Origin of the sequence: Peribacillus sp. YIM B13477 (assembly GCF_042787955.1) — a bacterium.
Classification (GTDB): Bacteria; Bacillota; Bacilli; order Bacillales; family DSM-1321; genus Peribacillus; species Peribacillus frigoritolerans.
Genome location: NZ_JBHZPD010000009.1, coordinates 40,660 through 65,934 on the forward strand (window position 1 = coordinate 40,660; position 25,275 = coordinate 65,934).

General features: G+C 37.5%; 22 protein-coding genes and 1 pseudogene. 5 read left to right on the forward strand and 18 right to left on the reverse strand.

From position 1 onward, the window contains the following. Positions 1-266: 266 nt before the first annotated feature. The 5 genes from ACFX4H_RS21975 to ACFX4H_RS21995 all read right to left on the reverse strand — a co-directional run bounded on the left by ACFX4H_RS21975 (position 267) and on the right by ACFX4H_RS21995 (position 5,306). Positions 267-1,061 carry an XdhC family protein gene (locus tag ACFX4H_RS21975; RefSeq protein WP_057276140.1) on the reverse strand — a complete coding sequence of 265 codons (795 nt, stop codon included), beginning with the start codon at positions 1,059-1,061 and terminating at the stop codon, positions 267-269. 26 nt (positions 1,062-1,087) lie between these two features. Next, the gene (locus ACFX4H_RS21980; protein WP_249598243.1) at positions 1,088-1,954 is read right to left on the reverse strand and encodes an FAD binding domain-containing protein; all 867 of its coding nucleotides are present in this window, start codon (positions 1,952-1,954) and stop codon (positions 1,088-1,090) included. Further along, the gene (locus ACFX4H_RS21985; protein WP_328136802.1) at positions 1,951-2,415 is read right to left on the reverse strand and encodes a (2Fe-2S)-binding protein; all 465 of its coding nucleotides are present in this window, start codon (positions 2,413-2,415) and stop codon (positions 1,951-1,953) included. Before ACFX4H_RS21985 ends, ACFX4H_RS21980 begins: the two co-directional genes overlap by 4 nt. Next, complete coding sequence (locus ACFX4H_RS21990; RefSeq protein WP_377436215.1) at positions 2,412-4,571, reverse strand: xanthine dehydrogenase family protein molybdopterin-binding subunit; 2,160 nt, start codon at positions 4,569-4,571, stop codon at positions 2,412-2,414. The genes ACFX4H_RS21985 and ACFX4H_RS21990 overlap by 4 nt, the downstream gene beginning before the upstream one ends. A gap of 135 nt (positions 4,572-4,706) precedes the next feature. Next, complete coding sequence (locus ACFX4H_RS21995) at positions 4,707-5,306, reverse strand: nucleotidyltransferase family protein (RefSeq protein WP_377436216.1); 600 nt, start codon at positions 5,304-5,306, stop codon at positions 4,707-4,709. Between the two features lie 854 nt (positions 5,307-6,160). Here ACFX4H_RS21995 and ftsZ point away from each other — a divergent pair. Then, positions 6,161-7,183: a cell division protein FtsZ gene (ftsZ, locus tag ACFX4H_RS22000; RefSeq protein ID WP_249598246.1), complete on the forward strand. Its 1,023-nt coding sequence runs from the start codon at positions 6,161-6,163 to the stop codon at positions 7,181-7,183. A gap of 515 nt (positions 7,184-7,698) precedes the next feature. Here the strand turns inward: ftsZ and ACFX4H_RS22005 are convergent. Together ACFX4H_RS22005 and ACFX4H_RS22010 are read right to left on the reverse strand one after the other, a co-directional pair. Next, positions 7,699-8,601, reverse strand: a complete 903-nt coding sequence (locus ACFX4H_RS22005; protein ID WP_377436217.1) for an aldo/keto reductase — start codon at positions 8,599-8,601, stop codon at positions 7,699-7,701. 273 nt (positions 8,602-8,874) lie between these two features. Then, a complete protein-coding gene (locus ACFX4H_RS22010; RefSeq protein ID WP_377436218.1) occupies positions 8,875-9,201 on the reverse strand; it encodes a PTS sugar transporter subunit IIA in 327 nt (108 codons plus the stop codon). 163 nt (positions 9,202-9,364) lie between these two features. Between ACFX4H_RS22010 and ACFX4H_RS22015 the strand changes: the two genes are divergently transcribed. Continuing rightward, entirely contained in the window at positions 9,365-9,556 is a 192-nt protein-coding gene (locus tag ACFX4H_RS22015; protein WP_377436219.1) for a hypothetical protein, read from the forward strand. Between the two features lie 206 nt (positions 9,557-9,762). Here the strand turns inward: ACFX4H_RS22015 and ACFX4H_RS22020 are convergent, their stop codons facing one another. Next, on the reverse strand, positions 9,763-10,182 hold the full coding sequence (locus ACFX4H_RS22020; RefSeq protein ID WP_034313006.1) for a VOC family protein: 420 nt from the start codon (positions 10,180-10,182) through the stop codon (positions 9,763-9,765). A 203-nt stretch (positions 10,183-10,385) separates the two neighbouring features. On the opposite strand from ACFX4H_RS22020, the gene ACFX4H_RS22025 reads away from it, so the two are divergent. Beyond that, positions 10,386-10,733, forward strand: a complete 348-nt coding sequence (locus tag ACFX4H_RS22025; RefSeq protein ID WP_249598249.1) for a potassium channel family protein — start codon at positions 10,386-10,388, stop codon at positions 10,731-10,733. 682 nt (positions 10,734-11,415) lie between these two features. Here ACFX4H_RS22025 and ACFX4H_RS22030 read toward each other — a convergent pair. The 6 genes and pseudogenes from ACFX4H_RS22030 to ACFX4H_RS22055 form a co-directional block, all read right to left on the reverse strand. Beyond that, positions 11,416-12,003 (reverse strand): annotated as a pseudogene (locus tag ACFX4H_RS22030) (cupin domain-containing protein). A gap of 409 nt (positions 12,004-12,412) precedes the next feature. Further along, positions 12,413-14,041, reverse strand: coding sequence for a ribosomal protection-like ABC-F family protein (gene abc-f, locus ACFX4H_RS22035; protein WP_377436220.1), 1,629 nt, complete (start codon positions 14,039-14,041; stop codon positions 12,413-12,415). Between the two features lie 447 nt (positions 14,042-14,488). After that, positions 14,489-15,358, reverse strand: a complete 870-nt coding sequence (locus ACFX4H_RS22040; RefSeq protein WP_241637544.1) for a cation diffusion facilitator family transporter — start codon at positions 15,356-15,358, stop codon at positions 14,489-14,491. A 662-nt stretch (positions 15,359-16,020) separates the two neighbouring features. Continuing rightward, the gene (locus tag ACFX4H_RS22045; RefSeq protein ID WP_367411096.1) at positions 16,021-17,301 is read right to left on the reverse strand and encodes a TRAP transporter large permease; all 1,281 of its coding nucleotides are present in this window, start codon (positions 17,299-17,301) and stop codon (positions 16,021-16,023) included. Between the two features lie 18 nt (positions 17,302-17,319). After that, a complete protein-coding gene (locus ACFX4H_RS22050) occupies positions 17,320-17,892 on the reverse strand; it encodes a TRAP transporter small permease (protein WP_367411097.1) in 573 nt (190 codons plus the stop codon). A gap of 18 nt (positions 17,893-17,910) precedes the next feature. Next, positions 17,911-18,903 (reverse strand): TRAP transporter substrate-binding protein, encoded by a 993-nt coding sequence (locus tag ACFX4H_RS22055; protein WP_377436221.1) that lies wholly within the window; start codon positions 18,901-18,903, stop codon positions 17,911-17,913. Positions 18,904-19,266: 363 nt separating this feature from the next. On the opposite strand from ACFX4H_RS22055, the gene ACFX4H_RS22060 reads away from it, so the two are divergent. Both ACFX4H_RS22060 and ACFX4H_RS22065 read left to right on the forward strand, forming a co-directional pair. Then, entirely contained in the window at positions 19,267-20,325 is a 1,059-nt protein-coding gene (locus ACFX4H_RS22060; RefSeq protein WP_367411099.1) for a YeiH family protein, read from the forward strand. A gap of 246 nt (positions 20,326-20,571) precedes the next feature. After that, the gene (locus tag ACFX4H_RS22065; protein WP_367411100.1) at positions 20,572-21,258 is read left to right on the forward strand and encodes a FadR/GntR family transcriptional regulator; all 687 of its coding nucleotides are present in this window, start codon (positions 20,572-20,574) and stop codon (positions 21,256-21,258) included. Between the two features lie 105 nt (positions 21,259-21,363). Here ACFX4H_RS22065 and ACFX4H_RS22070 read toward each other — a convergent pair whose 3' ends face one another. The 4 genes from ACFX4H_RS22070 to ACFX4H_RS22085 form a co-directional block, all read right to left on the reverse strand. Then, positions 21,364-22,434: an Ldh family oxidoreductase gene (locus ACFX4H_RS22070; protein WP_367411101.1), complete on the reverse strand. Its 1,071-nt coding sequence runs from the start codon at positions 22,432-22,434 to the stop codon at positions 21,364-21,366. 88 nt (positions 22,435-22,522) lie between these two features. Next, positions 22,523-23,680, reverse strand: coding sequence for a UxaA family hydrolase (locus ACFX4H_RS22075; RefSeq protein ID WP_367411102.1), 1,158 nt, complete (start codon positions 23,678-23,680; stop codon positions 22,523-22,525). Between the two features lie 2 nt (positions 23,681-23,682). Continuing rightward, positions 23,683-24,027: a UxaA family hydrolase gene (locus ACFX4H_RS22080; protein WP_367411103.1), complete on the reverse strand. Its 345-nt coding sequence runs from the start codon at positions 24,025-24,027 to the stop codon at positions 23,683-23,685. Positions 24,028-24,171: 144 nt separating this feature from the next. After that, positions 24,172-25,122: a hydroxyacid dehydrogenase gene (locus tag ACFX4H_RS22085; protein ID WP_377436222.1), complete on the reverse strand. Its 951-nt coding sequence runs from the start codon at positions 25,120-25,122 to the stop codon at positions 24,172-24,174. Positions 25,123-25,275: the final 153 nt, after the last annotated feature.

Consider the following 25,275-nt stretch of genomic DNA (forward strand, 5'->3'; position numbering starts at 1 on the left):
AGTCCATCTAATATCCCCATACAAAATCCCTCCAGGAGTTTTCCTTTGTGTATAGTATGATAGTAGTAGCATATAAAGTAAAATATTTCTACCATATTAATGAATTAATCAAAACGACAAAAAGCCCACTCTAAGAGCAAGGGCCTGCTTCTAGCTTTTATCAAAGAAAAAGGGTCAGTCCCACTGAATTAATACTTTAACACAGTGGGGACTGACCCCAATTGTCTATTAGACATTTTGATTTTTGCTTTATCTGACCTTTCTACTTATCTATTTAATTGTTTCACTTTTACAGGCTTTTTTTCCTTGCTTAATTTGATGATTTGACCGATAATACTGATGGCAATTTCTTCTGATGTTTCCGAGTCAATTTCCAATCCGATTGGAGAATGGACCTGCTCCAACTGTTCTTGCGTGACCCCTTCACTTTTTAACTTTTCAAATATGCTTATGACCTTGCGTTTACTGGCTACCATCCCAACATATGCAATCGGAAATTGCAGTGCCGTTTTTAATACAATATCATCACAATCTTTTGTAACAATTACCACATATGATTTTTCATTTAGGTTGGCTGCGAGCAAAGCCTTTCCAATATCCTCGTTCACAAAAAGGTTTGCCGCATTCGGAAAGCGTTCCTTTGTACAATAACCAACGCGATCATCGACAATGCAATAAGGATATTCAAGGAAATCAGCGAGCTTTGCCAACGCATGGCCTAAATGACCGGCCCCAGCCAGAATGAGTTCAGGCCTGCTTGTATAAACTTCGATAAAGACCCGTAACGTGCCGCCACAATTCATCTGAATTCCGTCTTTTGCATGTTTATTCAATTTATATTCAACGATTTTCGATTGTCCATTTTGGATAGCCTTTACACTATCTTCGATCACATAGTGTTCAGCCAAGCCCCCTCCGACAGTCCCTTCAATGGTACCATCCCGGTAGACAATCATTTTTCCAACATGCCTGGGAGTCGAGCCCTTTGATTCAATAATCATGGCTAAAGCAAAGGTTTCGTTTTGACGCGTCAGCATGGCCACTTTTTCCATCAGCTGCATGAAAAGCTCCCCCCTATCTTTAAACATTAATTCGGTTGATATTGCTTCATGCTAAGAAAATAACGTAAAAGATGTAACGCGACGGTTTTTCTGTATGCCGCAGTGGAGCGTTGATCGTCAATTGGTCTAATGATCTTATCGAAGGCTGCCACAATTTCAGCGATGTCTGCATCGGCTAATGGTATCGTTTTTCCAACCAGCTTCTTCTCAATATCAATGGAACGAACCATCGTAGGTCCGACCGCCCCGAAGGCAAATCGAATGTCATCGATTCGATCTTTGCTTATCCGGACGAAACCCGCAAATGATACTTTGGCAATGGCATCTGCGTTGCGGTTGCCGACTTTCTCGAAAACGACATGTGAATCTCCTAATACGAACGGAAGAATGATCTCCGTTACCATTTCATTGTGAAAGCGTTGAACCTGTCGTGGACCTTGAATGAAATCGCTAATCTCAACCATGCGATCACCATTTACGGAGCGCAACAGAAGCTTTGCATTGTATACATATAATAAAGGAAGCATGTCACCGGCTGGAGAGGCGTTGCATATATTACCGCCTAATGTTCCCCGGTTTCTAATTGCCGGGGCAGCAATTGTTTTAATTGCATTCTTTAAAGCAAACGGAATCAACGGATTTTCAAGTAATTCACTATAGGTACAGCAGGCCCCGATGTGGAGATCCTTGTGATGTTGATACACTTGCTTTAATTCGGAAAGATGATTAATAAAAACAATCGGTTTAGGGATTTTTGGAGGTACTCCCCTTCTACTTTTGTGAAGAACCATAACATCGGTGCCCCCGGCTATGATTGCACAATCTTCTCTATTCAATTGGCTCAAAGTTTCGTCTAAACGCTCGAAGCGATACGCTGTTATTTTCTCTATCATAAGCCATCACCTTTTTTAGCTGCTAGGTTAACCGCCTCAACAATCATATTGTAGCCCGTACATCGGCACAGATTTCCGGAGATGCCCTCACGAATTTCAGCCTCTGAAGGATGAGGATTTTCAGATAACAAAGCTGCACTTGCCATAATCATTCCCGGTATGCAATAGCCGCATTGCACTCCCCCGGCTATGGAATAGCTTTCATCTAAAATTTTAAATTGTTCCGTTTCTATGATGCCTTCGATCGTTTGAATATCGGCACCAGCAATCGAGCCAATTGGAATAAGGCAGCTATTTTGCAGGAGGTTATTCACAAAAACACTGCAGGCTCCGCACTCCCCTTCACCACAGCCTTCCTTTGTTCCGATTAACTCAAACTCATCTCTTAATAAATCTAGTAATCTTGCTGTAGCAGGGGCGTCAGTTTCCACCGTTCTTCCATTTAGTGTGAATTTAATCAATCCTCTTCACCTTCTTTCATCCAAAGACTTTCAATAATGACTTCCGGTGTAATCGGAATTTGCTGAAAAGAAGTGTGCAGGGCATCCTCAATCGCAGCTTGGACTGCTGGAGCGCCTCCGATTAAAGTCAATTCACCTGCGCCCTTCGCCCCGTATGGACCATCAGCATAGGGGTTATCAAAGACCTTGCTTTCAATTGAAACGATATCCAAGGAAGTCGGCGGTCCATAATCCGATATGCTTTTTTGTTGGATTCTACCTTGTTTTGACGTCATCTTTTCCAGATAACCGTATGCTAGCCCTTGAGCCAAACCACCGTCAATTTGGCCTTTCATAATCCGTTCATCGATGACCTTCCCAACTTCATAATTGCCGTATACTTTTTCTAACTTTAAATTACCTGTTAACGTATCAACTTCTACTTCAACGATATTAACGCCCCATGAATAAGCCGGGTACGCATCTCCAGTGAAGGTTTTCTCGTCCCAAGGAATCATTTCACGGTGAACATAGTGCTCAACCACTTCCTGTTCCACCCCTGTTTGCCACTGATTCTTAAGTTTTTTTGCGGCCATTTCAAGCAATTTTCCGACAATCATCGTCGTCCTGGAAGCTACGGTCGGACCCGAGTCGGGAACCTCTTTTGTGTCGGGATAAGGGTACAAAATATCTTCGAACGGGAGTTTAAGTTCTTTGGCGACAATTTTACACAGCGTCGTCAAAATACCTTGTCCCATGTCAGAGTTTGAGATTTTTAGTGATACCTGATCGTCCTTTGATTTAACCAGTTTCACCTTTGCTTTAATATGATCTCTTTCGCCACTGCCAGTAAATCCACAGCCGTGGAGGAACAGCGAAGTTCCTATCCCTTTTTTATAGCGCTGATTTTGTTGATTCAAGCGCTGAAAGTCTTCTTTTTTCTTGTTGTATTCTGACACGGTGAGTACGTCCTCAATCATATCTTCCACTAATATCGGGTCGCGGAATTTACCTTTGGTGATGGTGGGATCTCCTTGTTTGACGAGGTATTTTCGTTTATAATCAAGCGGGTCGATTTTTGCCAGTTTACTAAGATGTCCAATATGACTTTCGATTCCGGCAAAGCTTTGAGGAGCACCAAAGCCTCTGAAGGCGCCGTTCGGAACGGTATTGGTTTTTAAGACATAGCCTTTTGCATGAAAATGCGGAATTTTATAAACACCAGCACTGTTTAATAATGCGCGCTGCAGCACGACAGAGCTCAATCCAACATTTGCCCCTCCATCGAGAAAGATGTCAACACACATGCTTAGAATATTTCCTTCCTTATCAAGGGCCGTCCGATATTTGAGTTTGGCCGGATGCCTTTTCGTCGTTACCAGCATATCCTCAGAACGGTCGAACACGAGCATTACCGATTTTTTTACTGCTCTTGCGGCAACGGCTACGTGACAAGCCATCATAGAAGGATAATCTTCTTTGCCGCCAAAACCTCCGCCGGTAGGACTTTGAACAACCCTGACTTCATCGTCACCACAGGCTAATGCGCTTAGCAATGCATTTTTTATATAATAAAGACATTGCATCGATCCCTGTACGACAATTTCATCATCCTTATAAACGGCGAGCATTCCTTGCGGCTCAAGATAGACATGCTCCTGATAACCCGTATCATATTCTTCTTCGATGATTTGATGGGCCCCTTGCTCGATAGCTGAAATGTTTTCTAAGCTTTCCCCAAATTCATAGCTTGCCAAAACTAAGGATACTGATTTTTGCTTGATCGCTTCGTCCAATGTATAGATAGCCTGATGTTCTTCAAATTCAACCTTCACTTCATTTAACAAACTGTACAGGATATCCAGGTCTTTGCCCGTGAGCATGAGAATTGGCTCACCAATATAATTGACCCACTCATTGGCAAAAATGGGCTGATCTTCTTTGATAATCTTGACATAATTCGGTCCGGGGATATGCTCTGCTCCAACAGCTTCATACCCATCCGGAAGATTGGGTAATTGAATGGATATGATTTTTCCATAAGCAATTGGCGATCGATACAAAACACCATATACCATATTTTCCACTTTTACGTCACTAATATAGGGCAACTGGCCCGATACTTTACCTTTATGGTCCTTTTTGGGCACTGAGGTGCTTATGTCTTTGAGATTCATTGCAACAACACCCTTCGACTCATTTTTTTAATGGGACATATTCTGAATAGAAACCTCTTCCAATGATATTATCAATGAGCATGATCTTTTATGATTCATTTCTATTCAAGATTTTCGTATTTTTTATTTTTATTTTTACTTCGAGAAATTTAAAGCATTATCATAATCAATGGCTTTTTGGTAATCCTCCGGTGTATCAACATCCATTAATACTCCCGCATCATCTACATTCATGTATTGCTTTTCGTAACCGTCCAGGACCACACGCAAATTACTTTCTGGATTGGTTTCGAGAATTTTCCGTTTCACTTCGCTCGATAATTTAATGGGATGGCCGCCTTTATAGTCAAAGCTGGGAATAACCACGTTTCCTTTGTGTTTTGCTAGTAGCTGAACAGTCTCTTTTTTTACAAGCGGACAATCGCCGGGAGTTATAAAGAAGGTTGGGGCATTCACTTCGTTACAGCCCTTTTGAATGGAATGAAACATTCCCTGGTTAAAGTTTTCATTATAAACAAACTTGATCTGAAATGAATAGGCATTTTCACTGATGATTTTGACAATTTCCTCTTGGATGATTTCCGCTTGAAATCCAGCTACGACGATGACCCTGCTGCAAAATCCTTCAAATTTAGAGATTGTTTGCTCCAACACGCTCATTTGCCCCATCGGCAAAGTCATTTTAAATGCATTCGCTCGGCTGGAATATCCAGCAGCTAGGACGATTGCTTCCATGTTTGTCACCTTCTACCTATCATTTTTCTTAAATCTCGCAATAAAATCACAAGCACTGGAAGGATTTGCTGTATGGACATTGATTGTTTATGCTTTGAATTTTAATTAAAGAATCTGGATAGTGTTTTTTTCTTTATATGCGTAAAAGCCTCATTATATTACTTATGGTACGATTCACCGTAGTTATTTAAGAGGCAAAAAAACAGACAGGATAAATATTTTCCTGTCTGTTTTAGTTTATTCAAAATAAGAATTAGAATCATTTCACCCCTGAATTTTCACAACATTGAAATTATTTTAGGTGTAAACTATGTTCCCACATACTATATGTGTAGTGTGCAGACGGTAGGAAATATACAAAATAAAGATGAGATGTAGTGGTGCATCTTTGCTATCTATTTTACTAGTTCATGAATTAAAGGTATACAGCACGGTAATTTAACTCAGTTAGTTTCACCTTTTAAAACTCCTAAGATATCATTATCTTTAACCTTATTAGGTTACACACTGTAAATCATTCTAATGAGATGGTCGTGGCCATCTTCATGAATACGTATTTGTTTATAATAATGTATATATATTGATTTAATAGTGGAATTACCTTAGAATTAAAACAAAGATTACCTTTTTAGGATATTGAACCCACCCACCTTTAGCAAAGAATGGAAGGGTTCAATGAAAGGCATTGTCGTTAGCAGTCTCCTTTACGGGACTGCTAACGACAATGCCTTTTTCTTTAACTAAATCTAAATATAAGAAAGACAAACATTTCTAATAAAAGAATGAGTGTTGTTTCCGCTATTTATTTGAATAATTTGAAATAAGGTAATTTTAATGACTAGGAGGTCCTATAAATGGAGTTTGTTACAAGTGTAAACTCATCAGTCAACATTAAAGTAATTGGTATTGGCGGCGGAGGAAATAACGCCGTTAACCGTATGATCGAACATGGAGTTAAAGGTGTAGAATTTATAGCTGTTAATACAGATGCACAAGCTCTTAATTTATCAAAAGCAGAGATCAAGATACAAATCGGTGCAACATTGACAAATGGTTTAGGATCAGGGGCAAATCCAGAGGTAGGTAAACAAGCAGTTAAAGAAAGCAAAGAGCAGATCCAAGAAGCATTAAAAGGTACAGACATGGTACTCATTACAGCCGGAATGGGCGGCGGTATAGGAACGGGTGCTGCCCCTGTCATTGCTCAAATTGCCCGTGGGCTTGACATACTAACCATTGGCGTTGTAACACTTCCGTTTGCGTTTGAGGGCAATAAGCGTGCAACACAAGCAGCAGGAGGGATCTCCTTAATGAAGAAAGCAGTGGACACATTAATTGTTATTCCAAACGATCGCTTATTGGAGATTTTACATAAAAATACACCAATGCTTGAAGCATTTCTTGAAGCGGATAATGTTATTCGCCAAAGTATCCAAGGTATATCGGATTTAATTGCTGTACCAGGTTTAATCAACATTGATTTTGCAGACGTGAAAACAATCATGTCCAATAAAGGGTCTGCCTTAATAGGCATTGGCAGGGCAACAGGTAAACATCGCGCTGCGGAAGCTGCAAAGAAAGCCATTTCCAGTCCGTTACTTAACACTTCCATCGACGGAGCCCAAGGTGTGCTAATGAAACTCACAGGCGCCAATATAAGTCTATATGAAGTACAAGAGGCAGCAAATATTGTTACTTCCGAGGCAGACTCAGAGTTAAATATGATTTTCGGTTCTGTTATTAATGAAAACTTAAAAGATGAAATTATAGTAATCATCATTGCTACTGGCTTGAATGATCAGGAGGTTCCATCATTGAAAAGGCCTGCGCGCCCTTCATCAACAGAAATGGAAAAACGGCTGTCACACGAGTTTTGATGCAAAATACGATTATTATAATTCACCAAGACCTCAATTAGTGAAAGTCAAATAGAAGGTATGGAGCAAGAATTATCTGAAAGTCCAGAAGAAGGGACATAAATAGTTTCTATTAAGCTCCTTTTAACCTTTTCATATCCATAACAAAGGTATGGAACCTGAAAACAGTAATAGATCGGTTTGTTTTCCCGCATTTTATATTAATAGACTGCTTTCTTCCACATATCATATTGAACGGAAATGAATGGTTTGGGAAACATGGGAAAGTGGATTGATATGATTCCAACAAAATACTTTGAGCCTATTACCCCGATTTTCATGTTTTTTCACCTCGAAAATCAAATAATATTTTTATTATATGGCAAAATCTTATTAGCACTTAAAAAAATCCACCAAAAATCATGCTTTGAAAAGTGAAAGTCCATCTCATCTCTGTTTGCAATTTAAGAATGGGGACCTCTTCACGGAGGTCCCCATTAATGAAGGCAAGGTTTCTTGTTAATCGGTACAGTTTATTACGGAATATCATGTCCCATCGAGCTTGTTAAAATGTTAAACCATTGCTCTTTTTCCATACTTAGGTTTAGTGAATCAATGGCGCTGTCCAACCGTTCTTTCTTACCGGACCCAACGATTGGAATGATTTTTGCGGGATGCCTCAACAGCCAGGCATACATCACTTCATCTATTCCATTGGCACCGATTTCTTCTTTCACGGTTTCTAACGTTTTTCTTAAATGGACAGCCTTTTCGTTCGATTCCTCAAAGATGCCGCCTCCTGCAAGCGGTGACCATGCCATAGGCGCAACGCCCTTTTCCTGACATAAGTTCAAGGTTCCGTCTTCGAAGTTTTCAAGATTGTATGCCGAAAGCTCCAGCTGATTCGTCACAAGCGGATATTCTAGATATGATTGGAGCATATCCCATTGCGGTTTTTTGAAGTTCGATACTCCAAAGTTCCGCACCTTTCCTGATTCCTTTAATTGATTAAACGCCTCAGCCGTTTCCGCCGGGTCCATCAGGGGATCCGGACGATGGATAAGTAATATATCAATATAATCCGTTTTAAGATTCATAAGGGATTGTTCAACAGACTTTATGATATGGGTTTTACTAGTATCGTAATGGTGACTTTTATGTGAAGGACGGTTTTCTGATTGAAGAACGATGCCACATTTCGTAACGATCTCCATTTTATCGCGTAATGAAGGCTTTAATGAAAGTGCATTCCCAAAAATCTCCTCACACGTATAGCTTCCATATATATCGGCGTGATCATATGTAGTGACGCCCCGATCCATTCCGTGTTCAATAAGAGATAGGATATCCTCGGCAGAAAATCTCCAATCTGCCAATCTCCACATACCGTGTACAATGCGTGAAAGACTAAGACCTTCAGTTAGATTGACTCTTTGCATGTTTTTCTCCCCTTTTATAAAATGATTGCACTTGCTAATTAGTTGTTTGTTTTTCTATCATGACTACCCTTCGTTAATCAGTGACAGTATCTATTGCTACTGTCATGAACCTAGTATAATTTAAATTTTCGGAGAATCCTAATCTTGAGTGACCCTTATCTGCCATATTCATTTAACTAAAGTTCATGAAGGAGGATATCTCCGCCTTCTCGTTGAAGTTCACACGTTATGAACAATAAGAAAAAGGCTGCCGCAGCAACCTCCTGAATATTGTTAGTTCTTTTGTGTTTTCTTGTGTAATTCGACGATTTCTATCGCTATATCTTTTGTTGTCATGGAAGTCATCAAGTGATCTTGAGCATGGATCAAGATCATTGGAATATCGAATTTCTCACCATTCACTTCTTGTTGAATCAATGCGGTTTGGATTTTATGTGCAGCAACAAACTCATGTTCCGCTTCCTTTAATTTATCCTGGGCATCGCTTGATTTACCTTGTTTTTGCAAGGCAATGGCCTCCATAGCACAACTGCGGGCATTCCCGCTATGGAGAATTAATTGAAATGATAATTCTGATAGATCCTCTTTTGTTTTCGTCATTTTACCACTCCTTTTGATAGTATGCTATTTTGAAATTAATTGGAGGGCCGTACGCAATACTTCCTTGCCATTACAAGTTCCATAATGCATTGGATTTATCGTATCTACGCGAAAACCAATAAACATTACCCTCGATCCATACTTGACTAATAGACTCGCTAATTTGGCTGAAGAAAGAGATATCCCCATCGAAAGACTGATGGATAAAGCGGTAGACTTGTTGCTTGAATACATGGAAGATAATGATACCCTTAATCAGGTGAAATACAGTAATAACGAAGTGGTTGAAAAGAATAATCAATTGATTGCAAAAAGCAGAGAGTTCATAAATAAAAAACAAGCACAGAACCCCTAGGTAAAATACTTGTTTCATACTGTAGGCAAACTTGATGAAAATCGATTTTGCCTACAGTTTTTTATGGTTTTTATAATTTGAGATTTTCACTCCAGGCACTCGCTTTTCGTGGGCGGACAGCCATCGGCGCCTTTAAACCTGCGCGGTCTCCCCTAGACATGGAATGAATAAAACTAGAGTATCGAAATGATCTCTAATCATGATTTCTATTCACCATCCCACTGCGGATTCCAAACGACTTCCCAAAGGTGTCCATCAGGGTCTTGAAAGTGTGCAGAGTATCCTCCCCAGAAAGTGTCATGTGCCGGATCGGTTATGGTCGCTCCAGCTTTTTTTGCTTTTTCCAACACAATATCCACTTCCTCTTTACTGCCTACATTGTGACCAAGGGTAAATTCAGTAGGGCTTGCCGGAGACAAAGGAACCTTGGCCTCATGAGCTATATCCCTTCGATTCCATATGGCAAGCTTTAGGCCTTCTTGCAAGTCCAAAAAGGCAACGGCTCCATGCTCAAATTCTTTGCCCACTATTCCTTCTGTTTGAAATCCCAGGCCATCCCGATAGAATTCCAGCGATTTTTCCAAATCATCCACACCTAATGTAATGACAGTAATACGTGGCTTCATGATTGTCCCCCTTCATACTTCGTTTCTCCTTCTATTGTTTACCAACGCTTCTAGTTCAAACCAGATCAAAATAAACAGGTTTTTTTGTCAATCTAAACTGAATTCCTGTATAGTAGATTGATAAACTGATCAAGCTCGAATATCAGGATTTACTCATTCACTTTACTTTAAATGTAATGATTCGAAAGGAAAAGCGATTACCAATGATTTCGTTTATCCTCACCTTGAAACGTTTTCTAAAAGCGCTCTGGTCCGCTTTTAAACTGAAGAACTTCCAGGTTCTTTTCGTCTTGGTCCTCGTTATGTTATTTTCCGGCACGATTTTCTATGTTAAGCAGGAAGGTCTGACTGTGATTGACTCCCTTTACTTCTGTATTGTTACTCTTAGCACGGTTGGGCATCCCAGCTTTGAACCGCAGACAGCATTAGGAAAAGTGTTTACAATGATTTATATTGTAGGCGGCACCGGATTATTTATGGGCTTAATAGGGTACCTAGCATACGCAATCATAAAGAAACCGGAAAACGTGAGCAACAGCAACAAAATCTGAATACAAAGGAATGCTTATGATAATTGGCATTCCTTTTTTATCGTAATACAATCACCCTTCACTACAACTAGTGCTGGTTCTCTGCCGAATAACAGTTGTTTACGTAGGGGCATAAATCCCGCTTTATTTTGGAGACCATCGAACTTTCATTAACATAGGATGTTAGTGAGACGGCATTCGAGGTGAACAATATATATTTTATTAAAAATAATTATTTTTTTCATAAGTAAAGTACTAGGAAACAATCAAAAAGAATTCAATATTAATTTTCCCAGAGACTATATTGAATGCTAAAAATTAAAAATGGCGGGTAGCTCAAATATCAAGCGTTGCCCGTAAATTTTAAAAGTTCTTGAGCCGTTGACCTACATTATCTTTATGGAATCAAAAAAAATGTCCCCACTCAAAGCAAGTAGGGACTTTTCAATGTTTCGCAGTAAAAATAGGTGTAGGGTATCCACGTTATTCTTTTGTATTGATCATTAATAACAAAAAAGACCCTCTATAAGGGTGGGCTTTGAAAGATGGAGGTACCTTGTGGAGATAATACGGGTAGTTTTATTATCTCCATTCGATTTCTAATTGTTCACCTTACAAAATAAAAAGGGTCAGCCAATCGGTCAAAACCCTATCTGCATACTTTTGCTCTATATATACATTTACTTGCTGAAGCATATACGATCTATTGCCATAATCGTTGCACTTCTTCTGCAGTCACTGCATCTGCTTCGGTAACATGAACAGTACCAAATGGATGATTAGGAGGAGCATATATCGAGTAAAGCTTTAGAGGAATATTACCTGTATTGGCTACATTATGCCATGTGCCAGCATGTATCATTATTGCATAATCATCATAGACGTTTCTTACAAAGTTTAAATTATCCTTTCTATTGCCCATTTGAACAACCCCTTGACCTTGTTCAATACGTAAAAATTGGTCAACGTTTGGGTGAATTTCTAAACCAATATCTTCACCAACTTTAAGACTCATCAATGTAACTTGCAAATGTTTTCCTGTCCATAAGGCGGTACGGTAGGTTGTGTTTTGTTTCGTACCCTCATTGATATTCAATACAAATGGCTTAGGTCAATAATCTTTTACCTCAATATTATTTCTTCCATTTGATGATTGTAAATAGCCCAAATGGTTAACATTATTTACACTCCAATAATCAGGATTTCTTAAATGGTTATACATTGGTTCATTAACATAATAAGAATTTTGATATTGATAGGGATGTGGATGGATATAAGGAGCATAGTACATTTTTCTCAACCCTTCACAGTTTATAAAATTATCATATGCACTTGTTAAGTGAATGTACTTGAAACATAAAAAAAGCCCCTACTCATATGAGTAAGGGGCTTAGATTTTGCAGGAACAAATCAATGATAGTGGCTTTGCCAGCATTCTTATCAACAGAAAAATTTCTGTCCTTTTGGAACTTATATTAAGCTGACTCTGTACTTTTTCCACATATAGTACACACCTTTTTCAACAGTAACGATGGCTGCCTTAATCTTAGCTTCCCATAGCCATTTAATGATTAAATTTCCATTTGATCTCCAATCAGGATGAATTTACCTTAATCCTTTTTATTGGTCTTTTAATAAATGTAAAATAAACTAAATCATAAAGGCCCTCTCGATTGAGAAGGGCCTTTTATGGTTTGCACTTATTCTTCAAGCTCTTTTTTCTTGTTCAAGAGTTGGAGGTATTCCCTATCCAATTCCGCTTTTTCCTCTTCCTTCATAACACTGGACAGTTTACCAAGTGTCTCGATGATTTGCACTTCAATCATAAGAAGCTCAGCCTGTTTATCATCAAGGCCATCCTTGCGAGTGGCTGATTTTGTTGATTCCTTATTTATAGCACATACTCTCGGAGGTTCTTTTTCAAATGAAAGTAAATGTGTTGCAAGCGATTGGATCAATGAACGATCATGAGTCACAAAAACGATCGTTCCTGGATATGCTTTTAACACTTCTGTTAAAGCCTCTTTAGTATGAATATCCAGGTAATTTGTAGGTTCATCCAAAACCAGTACATTATAGTTTCCCAAAAAAACTTTTGCTAGGGAAGCCCTGACTTTTTCCCCACCGCTTAAAAGTGATATTTGTTTGTGAACGTCATTTCCTTTAAAAGCTAATCGTGATAAAAGTGTACGAATAAAGGCTTGATTGTAGGGACTGTCCTCCAATATATTTTCGAGAACCGTTTTACTTTCATTTAAATTTTCTTGTTGTTGGGCAAAAAATCCAATCTTTGCTGGCATCGCGACATATAAATCTGGGTGCCTTTCCACTATCTTTTTCAATAATGTCGTTTTACCTGAACCATTTTGACCATTGATGGCGAGTCTGCAAGCTAAGGGGACATCTCCGAAAATATGTTGTTTCAGCACCCGTGACCCGACTTTCAGGGAACTGCCATTAAATCGAATGACCCTTTTGCTATGCAAAGATGGAAATTCTGAAATATCAAAGATGATGGGGGGATCTTCCCTCGGTTTTTCTTTTTTTGCTAATTTTTCGATTCGGGTTTCGATCGCTTCAGCAGAACGGTTCAATTTCGCCTTCTGTTTCCCGGAGCTCCGTTTATGCAGCCTTGCTTCTGAATTACCCATTCGTTTAGGGGCTTTCCTAATTGAATCGGATTTGGCTTGGAGGTTTTGTGCAGCCTGTTTCAACCGGTTCTTTTCACGGGTATACTCTTCATATTGCTTATTTTCCTTTTCTGTTTTTGCCTGCTTTTGTTCTATATACGCTTCGTAATTCCCTTCATATACCGTTACCTTGCCTTGCTCAACTTCCCATATTGTTGTACAAAGATGATTCAAGAATGCTTTATCATGTGAAGTAAGCAAAATAGCGCCTTTAAAAGATTTTAAATCTTTTTCCAATTGTTCAATTCCGAATATATCCAAATGGCTGGTAGGTTCATCCGCGATCAATACATCCGCATTGGAAGAAAGGGCTGCGGCGATTTTTCTTCGGGTTCGTTCACCGCCGCTTATGATTTCTTGATTCTCATCGGGCAGTTTCCATATACTCGTTAATACCCCGCTTATTTCTTGTTCAGTTTCTTCCATCTGCGGGATATAGCTGACTGTTCCATAGCTCTCGATATGACCGGAATCGGGTTTCCTCACTCCCGCTAGTATAGAAAGCAGGGTCGTTTTACCTTCTCCATTCCTGCCAACCAAACCAACACGGTCATGACTATATAGATGAAGTGTATCAACAGAAAGAACTTCACGGCTTCCGTAGCTTTTCTTTAATTCATTCGCTTTTAAAAATAACATAAAAAAATCCCCCTCCATTTTTCTAGAGAGAGATCGCCTGTTACTAATATACATAAACCAAATATACCTCATCTGATTGGATATCAGAAAAAGTAGTTGTATATGAATTAGTACCTATAAACGAACAGACGAATCCCATCTCTAAACATAATCATTAAAAATCTCACATGGGTATCTAAAAAGATTCTTGTTCAAATTAAAAATGAATTCACTTTACTTACCGAAAATCCGGTAAGCAAACAAAGTGACGGCTTATTTGCATTGAACATATCTAACCGATTACACCCATTGAAATTGATTCAGATTTACTGTTTATTTGATAAGATTACTGCTTCATTGTATAAGGTACCTTTTCCTTCCAATGTAATGAATTAATGATTGCATATTATTCATATGTTTGTAAAGCAGATTTATACCTTTTTTGTTCATGCATAATGAAAGAGAGAGTTAATTGGGCTCTACATGGACATGAACATCATACACTCCATGATCTTTCATCATCACTTTTTCTACATGTGTCGCTATATCATGTGCTTCTTTAATATCCAAGGTAGAATTGACAAGGATCACAACATCAATCACTTCATTGTTCCCGTAATTTCTTCCTTTAATTTCTTTTATCCCCTTGACTCCATCTACATTTGTAATTACATCCTTATATAGATGAATTTTATTTTCATCAAAACCGTCAGAAAGTTCATGCGAGGCTTGACTGAATATATCCCAGGCTGTTTTGCATATTAATAATCCAACAATGATGGCCGTAAGGGGATCAAGCCAAGGCATGTTTAATTGGGATCCGAAAATCCCTATAGCTGTTCCTATACTTACCCAAGCATCGGAAATATTATCTTTCGAAGCTGCCATAACGGCTTTACTGTTAACTTTCATAGCAAGCTTTTTATTATATCGGTATACAAAATACATGGCTATTGCTGATAAAACACCTACATATCCGGCAATAATGTCAGGTGAATCCTCTCCACCTTTAAGCATGGAAGCAACAGCATCTATCAATACTTGTACACCAACGGCAAACATGATAAACGAAGCTACCATTGATGCAATCGTTTCACTCTTCCAATGACCATAACCATGATCTTTATCGGGGGGTCTTTGAGCTAGCCTTAAACCGATCAGTACGGCAAGGGACGCGATAATATCAGTCGTGTTGTTCAACCCATCCGCTTTTAAAGCCGCTGAGTCGCTTATGTATCCGATAGCCAGCTTCATGATTGATAGACAAATATAAGCAATAATACTGATGATTGCACCACGTTCGCCTAATTTGAGGTCATTATATTTTTGTTCTTCCATTCAACTTCCCCCCACAATTAAGTACCTGAATATCATAACAACTTAAAAATGGGTGGGTCTATAGCAACCTTTTTGTATCGCTTTATATAAGTAAGTGATAGATAACTATGTTGCATATGGCAAACTATCTGAAAAGAATGATATTAATGAATCCCTTGAATATAAAACCCAACCGACCGGTTATGATTATGTCAGATAATTTTATTTTACAAATTCAAATGTAAACCCCAGTTACCTTCGCTTGGAAGGTTAACTGGGGTTCTTAATTGAATCACTAAGCTATTTGGGGGAGATTCTACAACTTCTTGTAACAGATATTAGGTGATTGATTTAAAAGTACCGTTCGTCATAGCTGACGAATGAGTAAGTTTCATGATGTTAGTGTGTCACTTGATGTGATTAGTTGCATCTTTCTAGAGATAAATCTTCATGGATTGCCACCAATTGCATTACTCCAAAATACCTTTTAAAATTGTCATGGTTAATTCCCCCCACTTATTGCAAGATAGTAATATTATCTTAAACTCTACTGACCCGATAGTTTAAAAAATTAAAATCCAACTACACGGCGCTCTGATTTTCAGCTAAGTAACCCGTGTAGTTTAAAATCCATCAAGATAATAAATTCTGATTAACCATGTTTAGTATCGATTATTAAAAAGTTATAAAGTAGTTAAGAACATTGAGAGTGCAGGAAAATAAGTAATAATTAATAAGTCACAAATCATTACAATAATGAATGGTACAATTGATTTAATTAACTTGTCATATGATACATTAGCTATCCCTTTTACAATAAAAAGATCTAACCCTACAGGGGGAGTTATAAGCCCTATAGAAAGATTGACAACCATGATCAAACCAAAAAATATTGGATCAATTCCAACCCCCACAGCAATAGGTAGAAGTAAAGGCGTTAGTATAGTAATAGCGGCAGATGCGTTCAAAAAGCATCCAGCGATAAAGAAAATAATATTAAACATAATTAGTAAAATATATTTGTTTTCAGAAAAGCTTGTAACAAGCTGGGTGAGAAGTTGTGGGATTTGCTCTGCTGTTAACAGCCAACCAAATAAGTTGGCGCCTGCTATGATAAAGACAACCATCGCTGTCATTTTCCCCGCATTAAGAAATGCAATCGGTATGTCTTTCCAGTCCATATCTTTGTAGACAAATTTATTTATTATAAAAGCATACGCTGCAGCTATAGCAGCAGCTTCAGTCGGGGTAAAAATTCCTCCACGAATTCCAAAAATAATAATTAGAGGTAAAACTAAAGCCAATATTCCTTCAAAAAGGGTTTTTTTGAAGGAAGCAAATTCAAATGTACCTACCTCTTCAGAATACCCATTCTTTTTTGTGAGCCAATAGTTTAACATCATTATAGACAATCCTATTAATATCCCAGGGATAATTCCTGCAGTGAATAAATCCCCAATAGAGACTCCCGCAGTTACACCATAAACAATCATTGGTATGGAGGGTGGAATAACTACCGCAATCGTCCCTGCACTCGCAACAGTAGCAGCTGCAAAACCTTTATCATATCCTTTCTCCTCCATCATTGGAATCATCATTTTCCCCACAGCCGCTGTGTCAGCTGCCCCTGAACCAGAAATTCCAGCAAAAAACATACTGGTTAGAGTAGAAACTTGCGCCAATCCAGCTCTTACCCAACCCACGGTGGCAAATGCAAAGCCTGCTATTCTACGCCCCATGCTACCTGACATCATGAATTCACCTGTAAGCATGAAAAAAGGAATGGCTAGTAGTGGAAATGAATCTACCGAAGTTATTAGTCTTTGAGGAATTACTTCTAATGGAATATAATAGATGCTGGACATAAATCCGGCAACTGAAGCCAAAATAAGGGAAATGGCAATGGGAACGCCGATAATCATTAAGAAGAATAATACAAAAAGGACGATAATAGCTACTGTCATTAATACCCCACCTCAATTTCATATATTGGTATTTTTATGGATTTCTTCATAAACATCTTCTTTTATTACATTTTTAATCGATACCAAACCAAGTAAATGAACCGAAGAGTGAACCAGACAGGACAAGGAACAGATGAGCACAGCTCCGTAAATAAAAGTCATATTTATTCCTAACGACGGTGAAATTTGTTGACTAGTAAACTTCAATATACTCCATCCATATACAATTAAAAATAGAAACAGGAACGAATTTACTATTTCAATAAACGCCAATAACTTATTTTTGAATTTTTTAGGTAAATAATGGTGTAATATTTCTACTTGTGCGTGGCCCTTGCTCTTGTAAACTATCCCAATTCCTAAAAAGACAATCCAAACAAACAAATATCGAATGAGCTCCTCGATCCAGGTTAAATTAAATATAGAAAAATCGACCATAGGAAGAGCCTTTTTCACCATCATACTCTGTAAAATAAAACGTGAAAACACTTGATATACTGTTGACAAAAAGGCAATGACAAAGAAAAAAATTAGGAAGAAACGACTTATTTGATTAATTTTCCCACTCAAATTACCCATAAATACTTTCAATATAAATCCCCCTAAACTTTATTTAAGGCTCTCAACTTTCAAATACAAGTCTTTGCCTAAAGAAGACTCAAATTCCTTATAAACAGGTTTAACTGCCTCCCTAAAAGACTCTAAATCAGGGTTTTCTTCAATTTGAATTCCGCTTTTCCTTAACTCTCCCAATATCTTTTTTTCATCCTTTATAGCTACTTTTCTCTCATATTGGATAGCCTCTTGTGAAGATTCTTTTACGATTTTTTGTAGATCCAGGGGTAAAGTATCAAACGTGGTTTTACTCATGATAAAAACAGCTGCATCATAATTATGGGAAGTTAATGTTAGATATTTTTGAACTTCATTCAATTTATTCAAATAAATTTGTGCGAGTGGATTCTCCTGCCCGTCCACAACCTTTTGTTCTAATGCGGTATAAAGTTCCCCAAATGGTACAGGTACTGGATTAGAGTCGAGAGCCTTAATAAAAGAAAGATATGGTGGGGATTCCTGAACTCTTAGTTTTAAATTGGAGGCATCTATACTTGTTTTTATTGGCTTTTTATTGTTTGTCATATGTCTCCAACCGTTTTCCATATAACCTAAATTTATTAAACCTCTATTTTCCAAATCTGCAGCAATTTCTTTTCCAATCTCCCCATCTAAAACTCTGAAAGCATGTTCACGACTTTCAAATAAATAAGGTAAATTAAGTAGATTAAACTTAGGTGCAAAGTTTGTAACAGGAGCTACTGAACCAATGTGGAAATGAATGGACCCTATTTGAGCTCCTTCAATTTGATCCCTTCCATTCCCTAATTGACTACTAGGAAAAATGTCAACTTTTATTCTCCCCTCTGATCTTTTTTCTACTTCCTCTTTGAACTTTAAGGCACCTTTGTGATAAGGGTGAACCTCAGTCTGTAAATGTCCTAACCTTAACACATATTCGGCACTTTTCTCCTTACTTGTTACAGCATCAGAGCAACCACCAAGAATGAAAATTAAAACAATAAGAATGGAAGCATATCTTTTCATGTAACATCCTCCTAACATTTTGTAAGCCCTTTCATTAATAAAGTCGACTTGCCTAATTCCGTACATATAAAACTAAAATTTCATTTTAAACCTAAGTTGTTCAGTCACCCAACCACTAAACTTATTTTATTGATAATTTCCAAAAAAATCAATAACTTTTTAAGTTATTTATCGAATATTCAAAAAATAATACAGTTTTCCCAAAACAAAAATCTAATAAAATCAGTATTTTCAAAATATTTAATTTTTTATTTTAAAATTCCGTTGATAAAGATTGCAGAAAATGATTTAATTAAATTATTGGTTGGGTCATTGAGCCACTTTGTTGCTAAATTCCAATTTAAAGTTAAAGGAGGATAAAATTTGAGTAGCTTAGCAAGGGGAAAAATAAATGAAAAGTCTATACCCCCTCCAAGTCCTAACCCCAAACCTTATTTAAATTATATAGGTTTTATAAAGGGACTTTTATTAACAGCTGCAATAGCCTTTATCGCTGGGATTGTTATAAAAATTCCCATTTTTTCGGTAATGGGGAGCATGATTATATCAATCATTTTGGGTATGGCATGGAAAGCAACAATAGATGTTCCACAAGGTTCAACAACTGGGATAACATTTAGCAGTAAAATATTACTGCGTGCAGGAATTATTTTGATGGGTTTAAGATTAGATTTACAACAGATTATTTCAGCAGGCTTTTCCATAGTTTTGATTGATGTAATAGTAATTTCTTTTACACTGGGTTTTATGTTGTATTTAGGAAAACTACTTTCTATTGATCGACATTTATCAGCCCTAATCGCAGTCGGAACTGCAGTATGTGGAGCAGCAGCCATTGTCGCTATCGCCCCCTTAATAGGAGCTAAGAAAGAAACTACGGCCATATCTGTTGCCTTTATCGCTATTCTAGGAACAGTAGTAACGATTGTATACACTTTTATATATCCTGTCCTTGATTTAACTAGTTATAAATATGGTGTATTAGCTGGCTCAACTCTACATGAGTTAGCTCATGTAATTGCCGCTGCAGCTCCCGGTGGAAATGCAAGCAGTGATACGGCGATTCTTGTAAAGCTAGGGCGAGTAACCCTTCTAATTCCTGTAGCGATCATTTTTGGTATTTTTTTTAAAAAAAGTCACACTGTAAATATTAAGAAAAGAAGTTTGAAGGAATTACCCATACCCTGGTTCATTTTTGGCTTTTTAGCAATGTGTATTTTGAATACATGGGGGGTTTTTTCAGAGTCCATTACAAAAATATTAATAACATTAAGTATTTATTTATTATCCATGGCTATGGCTGGTCTTGGTTTAAGTGTCAACTTCAAAGAGTTTAAAAAGTTGAATCGCAATGTTTTGCTAACAGGCTCAATTGGCTCTCTTGCCTTAATAATTTTAGGATTTTTTCTTACCAAAATTTAATATAGGTATGAGTTGGGAACAATTCAGCTTGCAGATGATTCTTTAACAAAGAGAGATTTCTGCGAGCATTTTTTATATCACAAGGATAAATTAATGCGTTTCCAATAATGCGAGCCGAAATATGGATTGCTTACTAAATAAGGTCATGTTTAAATAAAATAAAGGTTGGGTCATGGAATCTCTTTAAATGTCCACCTTTATATAGGCAAATACTGTCTGTATCAAAAAAGATAGGAGAGATATACAATGATCGTCAATAGAAAAGGGGTCTCGGAACAGGTTGCAGATAATATAAAAAAAAGAATTCAAGATGGGGTATATAAAGAAGGTGAAAAAATCCTAGGTGAAAGAGATATGGCCTTAGAACTTCAAGTAAGTAGAAACACGGTTAGAGAAGCTTATAAAATTCTTGAAGCTTATGGGTACTTGACTGTCAAACATGGCACAGGTGTATTTATTTCTTCACCAGAATATCAAATACAAAAAATGACAGAAGCTTTTTTTGTATCTTCCGATCAGGTAAAAGATTTTTTTTCAGTTCGAAAAGTTTTAGAAGAATCCACAGTAAAGTGGTCCATTGAAAACTCTGATTTAGAACAAGTTAATCAATTAGATCGAATTATTAATGAAGCAAAAGAGGTCGCAAAAACTAACACAAACTTTGACAGGTTAGCAGAATTGGACCATAAATTCCACTTAACTCTGGCCAATAACTCTAAAAATATGGTACTTATTAGGATTATGCATTTTCTCATCGACTTATTGTCTGAATCTCGAATGAAAACTATTCAAATCCCAGGACGTGCTATACAATCCGTACAGGAACATAGCAAAATTCTTGAAGCCATTAAACAAAAAGATATCGTATTGGCACAAAGGTACATGAAAGAGCATTTAGAAAGTGTTGAGAAATCTATTACCGACAACAATTAATTTATTTAAAAGGCTGTTCATTATAAGACACTTGATCATTGTTATTATGACATGCATGTCATAAATAGCATGGTAAGAGGTTTTATATGAACAGCCTTTATATTATTAAGTCAGAAGGTCTGTTTTCATGGGGCATGGAAAAGGGATGTCAAACTGTTCACCCAATCTAACCAGTTCTCCTAAAACACTGTCCGGCAAATGAATTCCTTCTTTTAAACTATTTAGAGCCTCCTGTCTTCTTCGTTCCCCAGGATATCGTATCTCACTGCTTTCCAGAGCTTTAGGAACCGCTTTCATTTCTTTTAATAGCATGTTAATAGATTGAAAAAATACATCAAGGTCAATAAATTTCTTAATATCCAATAAAATAAAAAAGTGCCCGACATTTGCAGGTTCAATCTCTTTTTCATCATATAAATTTTTTACTTTTGGCCCAAAAGCAGCCCCTGATAGTACACCTGTCAAAATTTCTACAGCTAAGGCTAAAGCCGCTCCTTTAGCTCCGCCCAGAGGTAATACCGACCCCTCAAGAGCAGCTTCGGCGCTAGTAGTCGGCTGACCTTCTCTATCTATTGCCCAGCCTTCAGGTATTTCCTTTCCTTGGTTAGCAGCTAAGATAATTTTCCCCCTTGCTACTATACTTGTAGATAAATCAATGATTACCGGCTTATCATCATCTGTGGGAAATCCAAAAGCGATAGGGTTCGTACCAAAGAATGCTTTTTTTCCTCCCCAAGGCGCAATGCCTGGAGGTGAATTAGTAAATCCGATACATACTAAATTTTGCTCAGCCGCTAATTTACAAAAATATGAAGCTGTACCAAAATGATTACTATTTTTAATAGCAATGGCAGTTGTACCTGTACTTTTAGCCATTTCAATACCTTTTAAAATAGAATGGTAACTGATTACGTGCCCGAGACCATTGTCTCCATCAACCACCAATACAGAAGGGCTTTTTTCTTGAAGTTGAATATTAGGTGATATATTTATTCTGTTATCTAAAAACCTTTTAGAATAAATTGGAAGTCTACTAATACCATGGCTGTCTACCCCTTCCATATTCGCTGTAACTAATGAATCTGCAACTACACCAGAATCCAATTTGGACATTCCCATTTTCCCCAATAGTTCTTCACAAAAACTCTTTAACGCTGATTCATTATACCTTTTCACTAAGATCCTCCTCTGAAATCGACTTTTATTTATCTCAATCTTCTAAAAAGAATCTCCCTACTAGAAATGTGTAGGGAGACTACTTAAGTTATGCACTTCGATATAGTTTTGTCATTACAAACTCTTTATGTCCAAGTGCTTCTGCACTTGTCAGTCGTCCATTCACAGTTCTGCAAATCATTTCCATCAATTGGTCCCCCGCTTCTTCAAGTGAAATTTGGCGAGACAGTAAACCTTGTACATCTACATCAATATGTTCACTCATGGTACCTGCCGTAATTGGATTTGCTGTGATTTTCACTACTGGTTCAACTGGATTACCAATAATATTTCCTTGCCCGGTTGGGAAAAGATGAAGGACAGCTCCGCCAGCGGCCATTAGAGTAATACATTCAGCTGCTGCTGATGAAGTATCCATGAAATATAATCCATTACCATTCTCAGGGCTTTCAGCTGGTTCAAGTACTCCTATTATTTGCTTTGTTCCCGTTTTAGCAATATTGCCAAGGGCTTTTTCCTCGATTGTAGATAGGCCGCCAGCGATATTTCCTTGTGTTGGCTGTGAGCCTAGAAGATCTACACCTTTTGATTCAATTTCCCCTACGTAATCCTCATAAATGGATGTGAACTTTTCTTTCAATTCAGGAGTGGCCATCCGATTATAAATGATGTGCTCTCCTCCAGTTAGCTCCGATGTTTCACCGAAGAATACTGTAGCTCCGGCATCCACAAGGCGATCAACCGCTTGTGAAACTGTTGGACAAGATCCTAATCCTGTTGTGGTATCTGACTCACCGCATTTGATACTGATAGTCAAATCTTTTAATTCAACTGGTACTCTTTGAAGCTCTGAAGCCCACTGTGAATACTCTTTGGCTTTCCAAGAAGCTTTACGAATGGTCTCTAAATCTCCATTACCTTCTATAGAAAAGTATGATACAGGCTTTCCTGTTTCAGCAATACCATCTGCGATTTTCTTAGACCAATTTTCTTCGATACCAATTACTATAACAGCTGCAACATTTGGATTAGATCCGATTCCAATCATTGTTCTAAAATGCAGGTCCAAATCCGGACCATACTGCAATCTTCCATAAGCATGTGGAAGAGCTATAGTTCCTTGAATTTGATTTGCTACTGCTTCACAAGCTGCATTCGAAATGTCATCTACAGGTAAAAGAATTACATGATTACGTACGCCTACTTTACCGTTTTCTCTTCGATATCCATAAATTTGTTGTTCCATCTTTACCACCTCGCCGTTTTAATATTGTGTGTATGGACGTAATCGCCCACCACCCATGATTTCGTTGTTAAACCAATTTGAACACCATATTTCATTACAGGTTCTGCTGCATTTAGATTAACAAGAGAGATTTTGTGCCCTAGGGGGATATCATCTAGTGCTTCCACTTCCACTTCCGTATTATCATCCATATAGATACCAACTACTTTTTCTCCTTTTTGAATCGGAGTTGTAGCCACACCTACATGATCACCTTGGTGGTGAATTAGAAATTTGTGAGTGGATAACAATGGTTGAGCTTCAGGATTATTTTTCACGGGTGTTTCCGTATGACTATTCTTGCTCATTAAATTTCCTCCTTTGTATTGGTATGGTGACCCAACCAATATTTATATTCTTATTTAACCACCAATAAATTGTATAGTCAATAACATTTTTAAATTTTCTGAATATTATCTTTATTTTTTCACTTTTAAAATTTTATTCATGCATCAAACAATGCATAAGGAAACTTTTCCACTCAATACTTTAATTATTTCTTTTGCCACTAATGAAGAAGTACGGATTTGAGATTCATTAGTTAGACCAGCGATGTGAGGTGTGATAAAAGCATTATTACACTCAAGTAGAGGGTGTCCAAGATCAAGAGGTTCTACTTCAAGAACATCTAAAAAAGCACCGGAAATCATGTTGTGATTCAATGCTTCCGCAAGAGCATTTTCATCTATGATTCCTCCTCGGGCAGTATTAATAATATAAGAGGTTGGCTTCATTAATTTCAGCTCATTTTGTCCAATCAAAGAATAAGTTTGAGGTGTCAATGGCACATGGAGTGAAACAAAATCTGATTTAGACAATACTTCATTAAGCAATGATTTGATTTCAACACCTGTCTCCGATAAAATATGGTCATATTCAGTCACAAACGGATCATAGCCTATTACATTCATTCCAAAAGCTTTAGCCCTTTTTGACACCCGATGAGAAATCTCACCCAAACCAACTAAACCAATTGTTTTCTGATACAATTCCCCGCAAGTAAACTTTTTTCTATTCCAATTTCCTTCTCTTACATCTAACTCAGCTAAATGAAGAGGTCTCTGAACGTTTAACATTGCAGTAATAACGTATTCAGCCACAGATGTTGCGTTAGCATGTTTTGCATAAACAACTTTTATGTTTTTTTCTTTAGCTATTTTTAAATCTATATTATCCAGGCCCACACCAAGTCTACCTACTGCTTTTAAATTAATTGCCGAATTCAATAAATCATGATCTACTTTTGTTTGATTTCTTACAATTACAGCATCGAAACGAGGAATAATCTCAAGTAATTTTTCCCTCTTACTCCATAAGGTTTCATCATATTCAATCTCAAAACCTTGGTCCGTCAGTTCCTTTATTCCTTCTTCCCAAATCAGTTCTGTAATTAATATTTTCATAACTAACCCCTCTCTTATATGTGTTCCAAAAGCTTGTATATTAATATCTTAATATCACTTAATTTTTTGATCTTATTACTACAAAAAACTCTTTTGAATAGTAAGATAGAAAACAAACAAACTTATAATATGGCTGTCCATTTAAACGACAGC